Origin of the sequence: Streptomyces sp. NPDC127092, assembly GCF_042722475.1 — a bacterium.
Lineage (GTDB): Bacteria > Actinomycetota > Actinomycetes > Streptomycetales > Streptomycetaceae > Streptomyces.
In genome coordinates, this window is record NZ_JBHXFE010000029.1 from 38922 (window position 1) to 52832 (window position 13911).

At 68.3% G+C, this 13911-nt stretch carries 11 protein-coding genes and 1 pseudogene; 7 read left to right on the plus strand and 5 right to left on the minus strand.

The window, feature by feature from the left end:
* Nucleotides 1-11 precede the first annotated feature (11 nt).
* On the plus strand, nucleotides 12-1334 hold the full coding sequence (locus tag ACFWJO_RS23455) for an FAD-binding oxidoreductase (protein WP_386868085.1): 1323 nt from the start codon (nucleotides 12-14) through the stop codon (nucleotides 1332-1334).
* A gap of 205 nt (nucleotides 1335-1539) precedes the next feature.
* Here ACFWJO_RS23455 and ACFWJO_RS23460 read toward each other — a convergent pair whose 3' ends face one another.
* Nucleotides 1540-1710 carry a hypothetical protein gene (locus tag ACFWJO_RS23460; protein WP_386867987.1) on the minus strand — a complete coding sequence of 57 codons (171 nt, stop codon included), beginning with the start codon at nucleotides 1708-1710 and terminating at the stop codon, nucleotides 1540-1542.
* 653 nt (nucleotides 1711-2363) lie between these two features.
* On the opposite strand from ACFWJO_RS23460, the gene ACFWJO_RS23465 reads away from it, so the two are divergent.
* The 5 genes from ACFWJO_RS23465 (at nucleotide 2364) to ACFWJO_RS23485 (ending at nucleotide 8319) form a co-directional block, all read left to right on the plus strand.
* Nucleotides 2364-3374 carry a quinone oxidoreductase family protein gene (locus tag ACFWJO_RS23465; protein ID WP_386867988.1) on the plus strand — a complete coding sequence of 337 codons (1011 nt, stop codon included), beginning with the start codon at nucleotides 2364-2366 and terminating at the stop codon, nucleotides 3372-3374.
* 227 nt (nucleotides 3375-3601) lie between these two features.
* Nucleotides 3602-4336 carry an SOS response-associated peptidase gene (locus tag ACFWJO_RS23470; RefSeq protein WP_386867989.1) on the plus strand — a complete coding sequence of 245 codons (735 nt, stop codon included), beginning with the start codon at nucleotides 3602-3604 and terminating at the stop codon, nucleotides 4334-4336.
* A 580-nt stretch (nucleotides 4337-4916) separates the two neighbouring features.
* Nucleotides 4917-6062, plus strand: coding sequence for an SMI1/KNR4 family protein (locus tag ACFWJO_RS23475; RefSeq protein WP_386867991.1), 1146 nt, complete (start codon nucleotides 4917-4919; stop codon nucleotides 6060-6062).
* Nucleotides 6063-6510: 448 nt separating this feature from the next.
* Nucleotides 6511-7017 (plus strand): hypothetical protein, encoded by a 507-nt coding sequence (locus tag ACFWJO_RS23480; protein WP_386867993.1) that lies wholly within the window; start codon nucleotides 6511-6513, stop codon nucleotides 7015-7017.
* Nucleotides 7018-7593: 576 nt separating this feature from the next.
* Nucleotides 7594-8319 (plus strand): hypothetical protein, encoded by a 726-nt coding sequence (locus tag ACFWJO_RS23485; protein WP_386867995.1) that lies wholly within the window; start codon nucleotides 7594-7596, stop codon nucleotides 8317-8319.
* A gap of 175 nt (nucleotides 8320-8494) precedes the next feature.
* Here the strand turns inward: ACFWJO_RS23485 and ACFWJO_RS23490 are convergent, their stop codons facing one another.
* From ACFWJO_RS23490 to ACFWJO_RS23505, 4 genes and pseudogenes are all read right to left on the minus strand, one after another.
* Nucleotides 8495-8659 carry a hypothetical protein gene (locus ACFWJO_RS23490; RefSeq protein ID WP_386867997.1) on the minus strand — a complete coding sequence of 55 codons (165 nt, stop codon included), beginning with the start codon at nucleotides 8657-8659 and terminating at the stop codon, nucleotides 8495-8497.
* Nucleotides 8660-9254: 595 nt separating this feature from the next.
* Nucleotides 9255-9893, minus strand: coding sequence for an HAD family hydrolase (locus tag ACFWJO_RS23495; RefSeq protein WP_386867999.1), 639 nt, complete (start codon nucleotides 9891-9893; stop codon nucleotides 9255-9257).
* Nucleotides 9894-10154: 261 nt separating this feature from the next.
* Nucleotides 10155-11444: an amidohydrolase gene (locus ACFWJO_RS23500; protein ID WP_386868087.1), complete on the minus strand. Its 1290-nt coding sequence runs from the start codon at nucleotides 11442-11444 to the stop codon at nucleotides 10155-10157.
* A gap of 240 nt (nucleotides 11445-11684) precedes the next feature.
* A pseudogene (locus ACFWJO_RS23505) lies at nucleotides 11685-11858 on the minus strand (DUF397 domain-containing protein); the annotation flags it as partial.
* Nucleotides 11859-12565: 707 nt separating this feature from the next.
* On the opposite strand from ACFWJO_RS23505, the gene ACFWJO_RS23510 reads away from it, so the two are divergent.
* A complete protein-coding gene (locus ACFWJO_RS23510; RefSeq protein WP_386868000.1) occupies nucleotides 12566-13660 on the plus strand; it encodes a pentapeptide repeat-containing protein in 1095 nt (364 codons plus the stop codon).
* Nucleotides 13661-13911 lie beyond the last annotated feature (251 nt).

A 13911-nucleotide genomic window follows, 5' to 3' on the forward strand; every position in this document is an offset into this window, starting at 1 on the left:
GGCCGGTGCTCATGGCCGGGGACGAGGGCTGGGGCGAAGCCGTCCAGCTCTGGAACGCCACGGTCCCGTCGAGGCCCTCGCTGGTCGTCCAGCCGGTCTCCGCCCGGGACGTGGCCACGGCAGTGGCGTTCGCCGCGGACCACGGCCTGCTGCTGAGCGTCAAGGGCGGAGGCCACAACATCGCCGGCACGGCACTCGCCGACGGCGGGCTGACCCTCGACATGTCCCGGATGAAGGAGGTCACCGTGGATCCGGCGGCCCGCCTTGCGCGGGCCGGTCCCGGGTGCCTGCTGAAGGACGTCGACGGCGCGACGCAGCAGTACGGTCTGGCGACGGTGCTCGGGTTCGTGTCCGAGACGGGAGTCGCCAGCCTGACCCTCGGCGGCGGATTCGGCTATCTGACACGCCGGTTCGGCTGGGCGGCCGACAACCTCGAGGAGGTCGAGATCGTCACGGCGGACGGAAGGATACGTACCGCTGACCGGGCACGGAACCCTGATCTGTTCGGGGCGGTCCGCGGCGGCGGAGGCAACTTCGGCGTGGTCACCCGCTTCACCTTCCGGCTGCACGAGGTCGGACCCGTCATCACCGGAGGCCTGGCAGCCTGGAGCATGGACCAGGCGGACGAGGTTCTCGCGGCCTACCGGGAACTCACCGCGTCCGCTCCCCGCGAGCTGACGGCGGTGGCCATCGTCCGGCTCGCTCCGCCGGCGCCGTTCGTTCCGGAGGCATGGCACCTCAAGCCTGTCGTCGGGCTGCTCGTGTGCCACAGCGGCGCGAACGCCGAAGCCGACCTCGCCCCGCTGCGCCCCCTCGGAGAGCCGATCTTCGACCTGATCGGCCGGAAGCCGTACGCGGCCCAGCAGTCGATGCTCGACGCGATGGAACCCAAGGGCCTGAACCAGTACTGGAAGGCGGAGTTCCTCCCCGGTCTGCCGGGCGAGTACCTCCCCGTGTTCCGGGACGCGGCTCTGGAGGTCTCCTCTCCACTGTCCTTCTCCGCCATCTTCCACCTCGCCGGTGCGCTGAACGAGGCTGACGGCGACGGCGGAGCGGTCGGCAACCGGGAAGCCCGGTTCATCAGCGGCTTCTCCGGAGTATGGCCTCCGCACGCCGACGGCGAGGGGATCGTGGCCGCAGTCCGCCAGGGGTGGGAGAGGATCCGTCCGTTCTCGACCGGCGGAAACTACGTCAACTTCCAGCTGGCCGAGGACGACGACACCAGAACCGCCGACGCGTACCGCGGCACCCACGAGCGTCTTCGCCGGATCAAGGCGGAATACGACCCGGACAACGTCTTCCGCGTTAACCGGAACATCCGGCCGGGCAGATGACACAGGCACCGAAACGCCTGCCCAAGCAGCACATGTGGTCTGCGGCAGCGACTACGTCGCCGATGCGCGGAGCGTCCGCAGCGTCGTCCTCACCTCCCCCGAGACGAGTCCATGCTGTTCTGTGAGAACTCACCGCCGGTGCACAGGGGCTCATAGGTGTGCCCGATCACCTTGACCATGACCTCCTCGAGGGCATGCCCAGAGATCATCGGAGTACGGGCGATCTGCTCATGTCCACGATGAACGCCTCCAGCTTGCTGCGATACGTGCCCCCGTCCTCGATCAGCTCTTTCAGGTCGCTGAGCGCCCCGAAGTAGAGATCCCAGTCCTCGTGAGGTGTGCGCAGATCAACCACGCCTTCCTCGACTTCGACCAACCAGTTCGCTTCGGTGGCCAGGTACCGGCAGAGATCGGCTGCCTCTTCGTCCAGGCCTCCACCTCGCCGACCTGCTCCGCAGCCGCGAGCGCCTCATGTCTGCCTTCGAGGCCGACGGCTGGGCCCGAAACCAGGCGACAACGCCGGCGCCCGGGCCTCCCGGCTGTCCAGCCGGGTACAGCAACGGGAGAACCATCTGAACCAGCATCTCGGGCGGCAGGCATGGCGCGAAGCCGGCCTGGGCGCAAGCGCGGACATCGCCGAGCTGCAAGCCACCATCAGCCGCCTCGAGCAGCGCGAAATCGAACTGACCCGCCATATCGACGACCAGCAGGCTGAACTCGATGCGCCCGCGCGGCGAACCGGGAGCTCACGCGGGCACTCAACCACCGAGGCTGAACCCGACGCCGGTGGCCAAGCCCGCACCGGGCGACGGTCCCAGCCGCCCGGCGCGGGTGGTGCATTCGTCGACCCTTGACGGCCTCGATCTGCTGTCCCAGACCCGGGTGCAAAGCAGGCGTCTCCGCTCTCGGCAGGGGCGGCGGGCTTGTCTGCTTGCCGGGAATCGGATCGCCGTCAACGGGGTTGGTGGCGGATGAGCCATTAATCGCCATCAACGGGGTTGGTGGCGGATGAGCCGTTATTGGAGGGCCATGCGAGCGATACAGGTGTACGAAGTGGGCGGTCCCGAGGTGCTGCAGGAGGCCGAGGTGGACCAGCCGCGGCCGGGTCCGGGCGAGGCGGTCGTGGAGGTCGCCGCCTCCGGGGTCAACTTCCTCGACGTCTACCACCGTGAAGGCCGGTACAGCCTCCCGCTGCCCTTCACCCCGGGCGCTGAGGGCGCCGGCACGGTCGTCGAAGTCGGCCCCGGCGTCGCTGACGTCGCAGTCGGGGACCGGGTCGGTTGGGTGGAGATTCCCGGCACGTATGCCGAGCGGGCCGTCGTGGACTCCTCCCGGCTGGTGCCGCTGCCCGACGACATCGGCTTCGAGACCGCCGCCGCCGTGCTCCTCCAAGGCATGACCGCGCACTATCTCGTCAAGGACGCCTACCCGGTTCAGAGGGGCGACACGGTGCTCGTGCATGCGGCTGCTGGCGGCATGGGGCTGCTTCTGACCCAGCTCATCACCCATCTCGGCGGCAGGGTGATCGGCACGACGTCGACCACGGCGAAGGCCGAGCTGGCGAAGCGCGCCGGGGCCGCTGAGGTGATCCTTTCCTCCGCAGTCGACAATCTCTCAGCCGAGGTGAGGCGGCTCAACGGCGGTCAGGGACTGCCGGTTGTCTTCGACGGCGTCGGCGCGCACACCTTCGATGCGAGCCTCGCCAGCCTGCGAACCCGCGGCCATCTCGTGCTCTTCGGCGCGGCAAGTGGTGCCGTGCCGCCGTTTGATCCGATTCGGCTCGCCCACGGCGGTTCGCTGACCCTGATCCGGCCCAGCCTCGGGGACTTCATCGCCGATCGGTCCGAACTGCTCCGACGGGCCGCCGATGTGTTCGAGTGGGTGCGCTCCAAGGCGCTCGAGGTCACCGTAACGGGCCGCTACGCATTGTCCGAGGCCGCCCAGGCCCACAGCGATCTGGAGGCTCGGCGTACCACCGGCAAGCTGCTCGTCATACCCGATGCGGCCGCCATTGGACGCCGCGAGGAGACGCAGAGCTGATCGCGGGTGACGAGGTGGGCGGCCGTGATCGTTCTCACCGATAACCGCTGTACCGATGTTCTTCGAGGCCGGTAAGGCAATTTACGGGCAACCTCACAGAACCGCCCGCCATCCCCCGGAACCCGCTCTGCGTGGTGTGCCGTCAGGAGGTTCAGTGGGTCCAGAAGAAGCCCGCGGCAGCCGGTGTCTGACCTCAGGACCCGCGCACGCCGTGGCACAGTGACTCCATGTGCGGCCGCTATACCTCCACCCGCAGCCCTGAAGACCTGACCCGGCTCTTCGAGGTCACCGACTGGCGTCCCGACGAGGCACTGGCGCCGAGCTGGAACGTCGCGCCGACCGATCAGGTGTACGCCGTCCTCGAACGCGCCCCGCGCGACGACGACGGCGGCGAAGTGCGCCGTGAGCTGCGGACGCTGCGGTGGGGTCTGGTGCCGTCGTGGGCGAAGGACCCGAAGGTCGGCTCCCGGATGATCAATGCCCGGGTGGAGACGGTGCACGAGAAGCCCGCCTTCCGCCGCGCGTTCGCCAAGCGGCGCTGCCTGCTGCCGGCCGACGGCTTCTACGAGTGGGATCCGGTGAAGGACGAGACGACGGGCAAGACCCGCAAGCAGCCGTACTTCATCCACCCCGTCGACGGCCAGGTGATGGCCATGGCCGGCCTGTACGAATACTGGCGCAACCCCGACATCGCAGAAGGCGACCCCGACGCCTGGCTGACGACCTGCACGATCCTCACCACCGAGGCCACCGACGCGGCCGGCCGCATCCACCCCCGCATGCCGCTCGCCCTCACCCCCGACCACTACGACGCCTGGCTCGACCCCCACCACCACAACACCGACGACCTCCGCGCCCTGCTCACCCAACCCGCAGACGGCCGACTCGACGCCCGCCCCGTCTCCACCGTCGTCAACAACGTCCGCAACAACGGCCCACACCTCCTCGACGAAGTCACCTGACGCAGACGGCGACGCAGCCCGGTCCACCCACGCCCGAAGGGCGCTCCGGGTCGTCTCTCCGAACGGGGCGATGCCGTGCGGGTACGTGTCGAGGAAGCCCAGGCCGAGAGCAGTGTCGCCGGCTGTGGCCCGGCGGAGAGCGTCGAAACGGACCTCGTCGAGCCCGGCCACCTCTCCGAGGCGCGCCAGCAGTATCGGTGCCCAGTCCAGGTCCGGCACGTCGCACGCCGGCGGATCCCATTGGGGATCACGGCCCCGCGACGTACCGGCGGACTGGCGGCAGTCGGCGGATACTCCGCCGGGATGCGGGCGAGCTGCTGGGTGACGGCCATGACGGCCATGACGGCCATGACGGCAGTATCCCGGCCACGTCCACTGAGCTTCTTCGAGTTGGTCACCGTCGGGTGATTGCGACTGAGCGCTTCAGTGTCGAGTGGGCGGCTGCAGTGCCCAGTGCCAGCAGCTCGATGAGCCGGGGCAAGAGGCCACTCGAAGCTTGTCGGCCTGAACGCCGACCCAGCGGCAAGGCCGGTGAGCGACGATCAAGCTGTTGTCAGCCGCTGGCTCTAAAGTCGGCCCTATGACATCAGACCTGGTCCAGGACTCATGGACGCGCATCGACGCGTGGCTGTGCGAGCACGCGCCCCGCACTTTTGCCACGCTGCGGCCGCCCGCAGGAGACGCGGAGATCACAGCAGCGCAACAGGAACTGGGAGTCACCTTTCCTCCGGACCTGGTCGCTTCACTCCTCCGGCACAACGGAGCGCTGGAGGGACCTGAGGCCTTCCGCTTCAGCACGGGCGACCGCCTGCTCGGAGTGAGCGGGATCCTCAGGGACACCGGGTTCATGCGCGGCATCGGCCAAGGTTTCGACGGGGAGGCCGAGGACTACTGGCTTCACGACTACGTGAAGTTCGGTTCTTACGACGTGACGTCGGACGGTCTTCTGATGGATTGCCGTACCGGGCGGGACTCCTTCGGCGCGATCGGACGGTTCTTCGACGAGACCGGCACCAGTTTCGGCCAGGCCGACTCGCTGGGTGCGTGTCTGGCCGAATTGGCCGACAAGCTGGAGCGCGGCCAGGACGCTGGTGTCGTCACGTTCAACGGCCGGCTTTTCTGGGAGGGACTTCCGCCCGCCAGGCCGCAGTACAGTGCCGACGAACCCCTTCCCGGACCGGATGAGCAGCTGCCGGAGCTGGACCTGTCGTACAGTCCCACCGACCTGCTCCACGTAAGCCACCTGGACGGGCTTGAGGAACTCGGTGCGCTGATCGCAGTCCTGCCGTATGAGCGGGTGGTCGACGCCGCGCGGAAGCAGCTGCGTAGACTGGCGGTCGAAACGGGCCTGAACAACTACCCAGAGGTCAAGGCAGCCCTGGACGGTTGGGAGCGCGGTGCGGCCCCGCCACAGCCGAACCAGACCGGCCCGCTCGCCCTGCGCCTCCGCGCGGTGCTCGCGCAGGCCGACACCGGACGAGACCACCCGCGCAGGTGGGCCGCGGAGAAGATAGCGCTCGGGATCTGGGGGTCCCCGTACAGGTCCGTGTGCGAGAGCGCGGAGACCCGTAGCCACTTCACTCTCGACTGGCGTGCGGAGCTGCATGCGGACCTGGGCCATCCGCCACTGCCACCGATACCTGACGACCGATTCTGGGGAACCCTGAGCAACCCCGCCATCGACTCCAGTTGGTACGCGGCCCAGTACACCCAAGATCAGGACTGAACCCAGGGGTATGTTCAGCGCTGCCGCTCCGGCGTAAGGATGGCCTTGACCTCGAGCAACGCGATTGAGATGCCAGACATCTCAACAAACAGCTCGGGGGCCTCATTCGTTGCGCTGCACCGCCCATCACACGATCGGTGAGCAACTTGAAGAAGTCCAGGATGGGCTGGGTGGGCGAGGTGCAGCGCCCCAGCCGCAAGATGAAGACACCCACGCCGAAGAGAGCACAGGCTGAGACAGAGCGTGCAACCCTACGCACCCTTTGTGCCGGTTAGCGGCTACTCGAGCAAGATCTTGATCCCTCACTCCATGTCGCCGTACTCGTTGAGTTGCTCAGCCACATACGGATGAACCTGCTCAGCTCGATGTCCGGCAACCTATCGACCTTGCGGCAAGAGACCTCGGAGAAGGGGCTCCTTGTGAGCCAGGAAGAAGAGATGATCGATTCATGCCCATGAGCCGAGCTGCCTTCGCCGACATCCCTTGGACCACACTCTTCCCTCTGCTCTCGGCTGCCGACTTGGAGTCCCTGAAGCATGCGGCGAGGGCCGTCGATGCGGCTCGCGTCGACAGGGGCGGGGCGGACTGGGAATGGGCACTGCAGCACGCAGCATTCCCTGGCATGCAGCCGTGGACGCCGATCATCCGCGGGATGAATGTCATCGAGCGTGCGGCCAGGGGTGATCAGCTGGAGTTCCAGCTTCAGGTTGTGTGGACAGAGCTGGGCCGGCTCGCCGTCGACGCGGCGGTGAACGTGAGCTGCTGGTGCGACATCGATCACGCCACCCATGACGTCGACGGTCTCAGTCTTGTTGTCGGCGAGGAGAACTCACTGCCCGGCGCCTTCCAAGCATGCGCTGAACGTCTGATCGGATGGCTTGCCGACCCTCGCGACGCCGACTACTGGCGTACCCGAGCAGGCCTGATCGCCCGCCAGCCGCAGCCTTTTTCGTAGCGCTTGGAGATCACCTGGAAGACCAGGTCGCTTCGGCTCGCTCCAGCCACTGGTAGCCGACTTCGTTGACGACGAGGTCTCCGGGCCGGAGGTGGGTGCGAAGTTTGCCATCAGCGCCCTGTGCGGCTCGGGCTTGCGATGTACAGGGCGTGCCCTGGGGGCTGCCGCCGGGGAGGCGTGAGGGTGAGACCGCACAGGAGTCGGCGGCTTTGCGTCGATGAAACCGGGCGTGATCGAATCCCTGTGGGTGCAACGGTGAGGTGGTGTGGTGTGGAGGACTGGCGAACCGACCCGGCCTTCGCGGCATGCCGGGCTTTGGTGGACGGGGCCGATCTCTCCTCATTCGCGGGAGGCCCGTTCGACATTCGCGCTGTGGTGGCCGCCATCCGGCGCGATACCGCCCACGGAGCTTTCCTTGACGACCTTCCCTGGGGGAACTTCCCTTACGGGGAAGAGGCGCGGGAGGCCGTTCGCCTGCTGAGCGCCGGCGATGGGTCCGCTCGCCATGCGACGCGCGTGCTGAGCAGCAGGTGCGTGAACGACAGCCGGGCCGCCGCAGCTCTCGCAGTACCGTTCTTGATCCGGGTCGCCACCGACCACCACCACCCATACCATGCCGAGGCCCTTGGCGTTCTTGCCGCCCCGGCCCGCGCCCGTCACTTCGGCGTCGCCTCCCGCGACGAGTTCCTCCTCCACCGCTCCGGCCTCCATAACGACGCCCGCGACGACTACGACGACTACGGGGTCGAGGTGACCGGCTACCCGGCGGGCTGGTCCGTGGCCGCCGCCCGAGCCGCGATCACCGCCGAAGCCCCCGCACTCCTGCCGCTCCTCCACCACCCCGACCCCGCCATCCGCATCGACGCCTCCTACGCCCTCGCCACCGTCACCGACCTCGACCACACGGTCCGAACTGCCTTCGCCACCCGGCTCACCACGGAGCAGGACCCGATGGCCCGCGCCGCGCTGATTCTCGCCACTGCGGAGACGTCCCGCGCCCGCTCGAACCCGCCGACCACTGCGTGGATCCGCGAGCGGTGGCAGGATCCGGCAGAGGCCCCCGAAGTCCGCCTGGCCGCCGGAATCGGATGGCTCTGCCTCACCGACGAACCTGCCCCCGACGTCCTGCACGCCACCGTCGACGGCCTGGCCACGGACGAACGCGCCCGTGCCATGGACGTCCTGCCCTGGATGACCGCCGCCGGTGGATGCGGCGAACCGGGACTTCTGCGCTGCGTCCGCCGAATGCTCCGCCCGGAAGAGCCCGAACCTTACGACGACCCCTGGGCCCCACTGCCCTGACGACGTGCGGCAGGCCCGCGGCCATGGCGCCTGCGCAAACTGCCCGCGTTTGCGCATCGCAGTTGTCCGCCCGGGCCACCTCCGGTGCCGCGTCACAGGACCGTGCTCGCCGCGCCCGGCCTGAGGGGCAGCGCGCAAGCAGGAGTCGGAGGTCGCCCACCGGCGCCGCCTCCGTCTAGCCGCCGGCGACGAGGGCGGGCCCGCGGTGCTCGGCCTTGCCTCGGGCACCTCGTACAGAGCCGGGGTGAAGCGGTGTGAGCATGTCGCCGGCGTCATCCAGGTACTCGACGCTCATCACCTCCATCAGGCCGAGCGCACTCTCGATCTCCGCCTCGGTCAACTCGTCCCATGCCGGGCGACGGCGTCGCCGAGGGCCGGGTCCTCCGGGCGGGGCGGGGCGACCCCGTGGTGGGCTTCGAGAGTGCGGCGGTAGTCGGCCAAGGCGGTCTCCCATGTGCTCACCGGCCCGGCCGGACGAACGGCTGCGGCGCTCTCGGCAGTCTTCAGCGCCGCGCCGGCACCGTGTCGATCCGAGGCGCCTGCCGAGCGTCGTGGGTGCGTTGCCGAGGCAGCGCTGTTGCAGCGCAACGCGCGCAACGTTCACCAGCGCTGGTCTCCTGACCTGGCGCTGCGCCCCGACAGGCGGCTCACGGGGCGTTGCAGTCGAACGCTCCGTCGCTCCTGTTCACCGATCACGGTCTGCAAGACCTTGGGGGTCCATCATTCTGGATTCCCCGTTCCCGCAATCCGCTGAATGAGTGGCAAGTTCACTTGATCGCCGAGACCACCCCCGCGAGGTCCACATCAGCGGCGGGCGCCCGAGGCGCTGTCACTTCCCAGACGGCTGGGCCCAGGTCGGCGAGCGTAAGACCGCGGTGGCGGACGGTTCGCAAGCCGATTCACTCGGTGTGGCCGGAAACGACCCGCCGGCCGCGTCATCCGAGTGGAACGCGTGCCGGAGTCAAGGGCCCAGCATTCAGATGAGCGGCGATACGCATGATCGTCTCAATGTTGTTCTCGAACAGATGTGCCTGCATGCCCGCTGCCTGGGCGGCCTCAACGTTGACTGCGACGTCGTCCACGAAGAGACAGCTCTCCGGCCTCACCTCCAAGCTGGCGCAAACAGCTTCGAAGGCACGCACGTCAGGCTTCTCAATCCCGATCTCGTGCGAGTAGACGATCTGCTCGACCAGTTCGTCGAAGTGGTACAGCGCTGTCTCCCGCTCCCGGGCCCCGACGAAGCTGTTGCTCAGGATGCCCAGCCTGCATCGTCCCTGCAGCCCCCGCACATAGGCGATGAGTTCCTCGTTCGGCGTTCCCAGATACTCTGCCCAAAGGTCAGCCATGAAGGCTTCGACCTGGTGAGCGTCGAGACCCAGGCGTGATGCCACTTCCCCTTGCACGTCTCGTTCGCTGATGCTCCCGACGCTTCCAGCACGCCACACATCGCGCATCCGCTCGTGCACGGTGCCCAGCGGCAGCTCAAGCCGCTTTTCCCACCGTTGCACCCATCCGGTTTCCGGCGTGATCTCCAGTACGCCACCGATGTCGAGAATGACGCAGGTCGTTGTCACGCGTAGTCCCCCTCTTCGTCCCGCCTGGCCAGCGAACACACTCCTCTGATCTACGGAGACTGTTGTCCTTCCCCTGGGGTCAAGGTCAAGCGATCTTGGAACCTGTGACAGCCCTGTCGCGAGCCGCCGACACGACTCAGCCGCATCGACAGGTGCGGCAAAACGCGTGACGGCGAGCGCTAAGTGACGGGTGCCGGCCGGGCGCCTCCACATTGCTGTTGGCCACACCGCGGCGATGTACCTGCATCGCGGCTTCCGCTGTCAGGGCCCGAGATGCGCTTGGTCGAACCGGTTGAGCGCGGCGACGACGAGCGCCTGCACGCCGACGGTCAGGGTGGGTTGCTTGACCGGTCCGAAAAACGGGGAGTGGTTCGACGGAACTGGTTCGCCCTTGTCCTGGTACTGCTTGAGGACTGCCGGGTCGTCGCCGCCGATCCACCAGTAGTACAGGGGCGCCCCGGCGGCCGCGGCCAGTACACCGGCGTCCTCGCTGCCGCTGGCGGCCGGGGCCTCGGCGAGCCGGTCGGAGCCGAAGAAGGCGGCGAAGGCCTGATTCACCTCAGTGGCGACCTGGTCATCGTTGACCAGGACGGGGAAGGTGTTGAGGACCTCGATGTCCGGCTCCTGGTCTGCGCCGGAGGCCGTGGCCTCGGCTCTGGCGATGCGTGCGACCGCATCGATGAGCTTCGTGCGGATGTCCTGGTCGTAGCTGCGCAGGTCCAGCTTGACGACGACGCGGTCGGGGACGGCGTTGGGGACGTCGCCCCCGTGGATCGACCCGACCGTCACCACGGCCTCGGTGCCGGGGGCGATCTCGCGGGCGACGATGCCCTGCCAGCGCTGTACGGCCGCCGCGGCCATCAGCACCGGGTCGATGCCGGTGTGCGGGCTGGAACCGTGGGCGCCGTGGCCGTGGAAGGTGACGGCGTACCGGTCGGCGGCGGCCATGGCGGCGCCCGGGTGGAAGTAGACCGTCCCCGCCAGGCCCGGGATGACGTGCTGGGCCAGCACCACGTCCGGCGTGGGCACCTGGTCGTAGAGTCCGTCGGCGATCATGCCGTCCGCGCCCCCGCCCTCCTCCTCGTTGGGCTGGAACAGCGCGATCAGTGTGCCCGCCCAGGCGTCGCTGGCCGCGGCCAGCAGCCGGGCCGCACCGAGCAGGCAGGTCACGTGCACGTCGTGGCCGCAGGCGTGCGCCACGGGCACGGTCTTGCCGTCCAGGCCGGTCTGGGTGTCGGTGGACGCGTAGGGCAGCCCGGTCTGTTCCTTCACCGGCAGCGCGTCCATGTCCGCCCGCAGCAGCACCACTGGCCCGTCGCCGTTCCGCAGTACCCCGACCACGCCGGTCCTGCCGACACCGGTGAGCACCTCGAAGCCGTCGGTGCCCAGCTGCTTGGCCACGTTGGCGGCAGTACGGGTTTCCAGGAATCCCAGCTCTGGATGCCGGTGCAGGTCCTCGTAGAAGGCTTCAAGAGCCGACATCTGCGTGGCCAGCGGGCCCAGGACCCGGTTGGCGACATCCACACTGGTGCTCACGGGCGTGCCTTCCATCGTGTCAGCGCCCGGCGGGACGTTCACCGGGCCTCCTGACTCTATGGACGCGCCGGCCTGCCCGTGCTGCTGAGTGCCCCCGGCCGGGTGACCACCGGAACCCGAGCGAGCCTCAACGCTGCCGGAGGCCGGGTCCGGAGGCCGGCCACACCGATCACCCCAGGCCCGACACCGCCCCTCGGGCGTTCGGCCCCGGAAATCTCCCGCAGCGATGCCGCTGCGGGACGTAGACCAGTCGCCTGCAGTGAAGTGCAGCGCCTCACGTTCAGGGTTCTTGGAGTCCCGCACCGCCACCGCACCCCGCACCACCAGGCAACTGCGCCGCCGCCACGCAGTCCCCCGTTCGCCGCGCTGTAGGACAACATCTCCCACGTCAGGTCCGTGAGGTCTACGCGTACAGATCGCCATCTGCATGAGCCCTCCTCGTCACGGCCGGTTGTTGAAATCTGCCCGTGACCGTCGGTCCGGCTCCGGAGCTCGGGGGCGGCCCGGCCCACGAACGGGCGGCTTCGGCCTCGGTGTCCTCGTCGGCGTCACGGTGGTACCGCTCAGCGACGGCGGCGCACGCGTCCTCGGTGCGCGGCACGCGGGCCAGGGCGTCGGCGGAGCCGGTCGGGGTTCTTGGTGACCTCGACTCGGTCCCACCGGCCTCGTTGCGGAGCCGGGTGAATGGGTTGGGCCGCTCGGGTGAGACAGGACCGGTACGGCTCTGGTGAGTGTGTTGGGCAGGTTCGTGCTCGTCCTGCAGTTACGGGCCTTTCCTGTAGCGGGCGGCTATCAGGCGGTTGCCGTACTACCCCAGTCCGGGCCCGCAGCGTCCCGGTACTCGCGCTCGGAGGTACCCGCCTCCGTCTGGGCCTGGGAGCCTCCCTGGACGACGCCGTCCACTGAGGCTCGCGCCTCACTCCACCGGCGCACAGAGGAGTGCGGGATATGCCGCCGTCGCGTGCGATGGATGGGTGAGGATCCCAAGTCGAGGGGCGAGGCGGCATACCGTCCGGGCCCGCCAGATCAGGAACGGTCGGGGAAGGGGGGACGGCCGCTCGACCGGTGCGTGGGGACTGACCATCCTGGCGAGCCTGCCCGGGCTTACGGCGCTCATCGCGCTGCTCTTCACCTGGATGTCCGTCGGACAGACGCGCGAAGAGCTGCGGATCACAGAGCAGGGCCAGATCACGGACCGGTTCACCGCGGCGATCACCAACCTGGGCTCGGCGTCACAAGACGTGCGGTTCGGTGGGATCTACGCGCTGGAGCGCATCATGCAGGACTCCGCCCGCGATCAGCCGCGCGTCGTCTCGGTGCTGTCCGCGTATCTGCGCACGCACGCCGACGTCGCCAGGTCTGGTGGAAAGGCGGCCCCGCCCGAGGATGTTCAAGCCGTTGCGCGCGTCCTCGCCAGTCGCCCGGCAGGCCAGGACGGCACGGCGAAGGTCGACTGGACGGGTGCCAACCTGACCGGTCTGGAGTTGGCCCGCGAGGACGCCACCGACCACCGTCTGCTCCTGGACCACGCCAGGCTCACCCGGACAGACCTGCGGAAGGCGGTCCTCATGGGCGTGGACCTCATCGCCGCCTCCGGCGTCGGAGCGAACTTTGCAGACGCCTACCTCTCCGACGTCGACCTGGACCGAGCAAGCCTCCCGAAAGCCGATTTCACCCGCGCACGCCTAGAGCGGACCACGACCCTGGTCGGCGCCTACCTCGGCGACGCAACCCTCGCCGAGGCGGACCTCAGCAGTGTGGACCTGCACGGTGCGGACCTCCGCAACGCCGACCTGACCAAAGCCGATCTGACCGACGTGAACCTCTCCGGTGCCGTTCTGGCCGGCGCCCTCCTGCGTAACACCGAGCTGTACGGCGCCGACCTGTCCAAGGCGAACCTCACGGAGGCCCGCCTGCCCTTCGCTCAACTCTGGACAGCCAACCTGCGAGGCGTGGCCGCATCCCGGGCTGATCTGAGCGGCACGAATCTTTCGGACGCTGACCTGTCCGGAGCGAACCTGTCGGGAACGAACCTCAGTGGCGCGAACCTCTTTGAGGCCAAACTGACCGGCGCAAACCTGACCAACGCGAACCTTTCGAAGGCAACCCTCCTCTCCGCCGACCTGACAAGGGCGAACCTGACCGGCGCGAAACTCGATGGAGCGATCGCCTCCTCAGGGGGAAGCCTGACGGCGACTTCTCTCCCAGTTGCAGGCAATCGGCGAGATTGAAGACGACGCCTCCATCGAGGAGCACCAGCATGAAGCCGGCGCGCGGCCAAGCGGAGGTCACTCGTGATGGGCTGCCCGAGAGAGCGGTTTCGGCCTGGTCGAGATCGAGGGGCGCTCGCGCTCATGAAGACGACGACCCCTTGCTGTAAAGCGACGAGCGCCCAAGAACGTCACTTGGGCGCTCAAAGGACCACCAAAGTGGATTGTCACAGTAAGCGTTGTCCCGTAATCGATCACGGTTGTGCTCGCTT

What these genes read in the sequence shown, in the direction of transcription:
- ACFWJO_RS23475 (WP_386867991.1), top strand. Translation starts at nt 4,917, where the DNA reads ATGACATCAGACCTGGTCCAGGACTCATGGACGCGCATCGACGCGTGG.
- ACFWJO_RS23510 (WP_386868000.1), top strand. Translation starts at nt 12,566, where the DNA reads ATGTCCGTCGGACAGACGCGCGAAGAGCTGCGGATCACAGAGCAGGGC.
- ACFWJO_RS23480 (WP_386867993.1), top strand. Translation starts at nt 6,511, where the DNA reads ATGCCCATGAGCCGAGCTGCCTTCGCCGACATCCCTTGGACCACACTC.
- ACFWJO_RS23465 (WP_386867988.1), top strand. Translation starts at nt 2,364, where the DNA reads ATGCGAGCGATACAGGTGTACGAAGTGGGCGGTCCCGAGGTGCTGCAG.
- ACFWJO_RS23455 (WP_386868085.1), top strand. Translation starts at nt 12, where the DNA reads ATGGCCGGGGACGAGGGCTGGGGCGAAGCCGTCCAGCTCTGGAACGCC.
- ACFWJO_RS23470 (WP_386867989.1), top strand. Translation starts at nt 3,602, where the DNA reads ATGTGCGGCCGCTATACCTCCACCCGCAGCCCTGAAGACCTGACCCGG.
- ACFWJO_RS23500 (WP_386868087.1), bottom strand. Translation starts at nt 11,444, where the DNA reads ATGGAAGGCACGCCCGTGAGCACCAGTGTGGATGTCGCCAACCGGGTC.